This is a genomic window from Candidatus Cyrtobacter comes (assembly GCF_034470605.1).
GTDB classification, from domain to species: Bacteria; Pseudomonadota; Alphaproteobacteria; order Rickettsiales; family Midichloriaceae; genus Cyrtobacter; species Cyrtobacter comes.
The window spans coordinates 1-1334 of record NZ_JARGYT010000134.1; the positions used below are offsets into that span (position 1 = coordinate 1).

General features: G+C 29.6%; 1 protein-coding gene. It reads left to right on the top strand.

What is annotated here, in order from left to right; translation table 11 throughout:
• Window positions 1-1134, top strand: a 1134-nt coding sequence (locus Cyrtocomes_RS06010; protein ID WP_322498281.1) for an ATP-dependent nuclease, incomplete at its 5' end; no start/stop codon positions are given.
• Between the last annotated feature and the right edge of the window lie 200 nt (window positions 1135-1334).

The following is a 1334-nucleotide window of genomic DNA, read 5'->3' on the forward strand; positions in this document are numbered from 1 at the left end:
AAAAAACCAAAAAATGAAGAGCGTAACAAATACAAAATAAATTATCTTGGATCTGACAGAACTATAAAATCTATAATGCCAACAAATGGATGGAGTCTGCTTGGTAAATATTTTTATGATTCTAACTTTTTTAAGCAGGCAACGAAAGAGGAGTTTACTAAAAAGATGAAGGAGGCAATGGATATTTTGCTAAAAGATGCTAAATTTCGTGATTTTAAACAAAAAGTAAATACAGAGTTTTGTACTCAAATTGATAAGAAAGGTATTGAAGCTAAATTTAGTTTATATGATGAGCATCACTTTCTAAAGAGTTTGGAATTCTATAATGATAAAGAAGTAAATCTGGCAAATGAAGGGAGTGGTGTTCAGAATTCTTTTATTATTGCATGTTTTAGAGCTTTGGCTACATTTAAAGGAACTGATGTGAATCCTATTTTTATAGATGAACCAGAGTTATATCTACACCCACATGCAAAAAAGAGCCTATACAATGTACTCAAAAATCTTTCGAATAATGCACAAATCTTCTATATAACACACTCATCTGAATTTTTATCTTATGAGAGTTCAAATGAGATTAGACGCTTTTATAAAAATGATTCAGATGGCACAAAATGTAAAGTAACTAGCAAAGCTGGAAAGCTAACAGAGAAGCAACAATCAACTGAAGGTAATAAAATATCTTTTAATAACGCATTTTTTGCTGACTTTGTGTTTTTAGTTGAGGGGTATACTGATTTACTATTTTTGCAATATATTATCAAAACTAAAAACAAAGGTAAAACTATTGAAGATTTGAATATTTCAATTGTTGAGTGCACAGGAAAAGATAATATCAGTAGATTTTATGAAATATATGATGAACTAGGTATCAAATGTTTTGCCCTATTTGATAAAGATGGTAAAGACGATAACGATATTGCCAATCTTTCTAAACTTGAAGGATATGGATTTCCAAATCACTTAGAAGCGTTTCTCTTTGATAATTATCACAAAATTAAGGAGAACGACAAAATTGCCCTCATTGAAGGATGGATTGAAAATCCAGAGAAAGATCAATCAAAAATTGATGAGATTTACGCAAAATTTGAGAAGTTATTACCAAATAACAGTATAATTATAGAAATTCCTTAGCGTGCTAAAAAGTCCGAATTCTCTCATGACCCCAAACATATTAACATTTTGGATAAATTTTCTTTTGTCTTACCCGAGTCTGTACGAGATGGGAATTTGAAAGAATTAAATGAAATAAATTTTCCTTAGAGTAACTTTTCATTCCATTGATTAATGCTCCAGGATCAAACAACTATTAATATTATCCTCAACAAATTTTC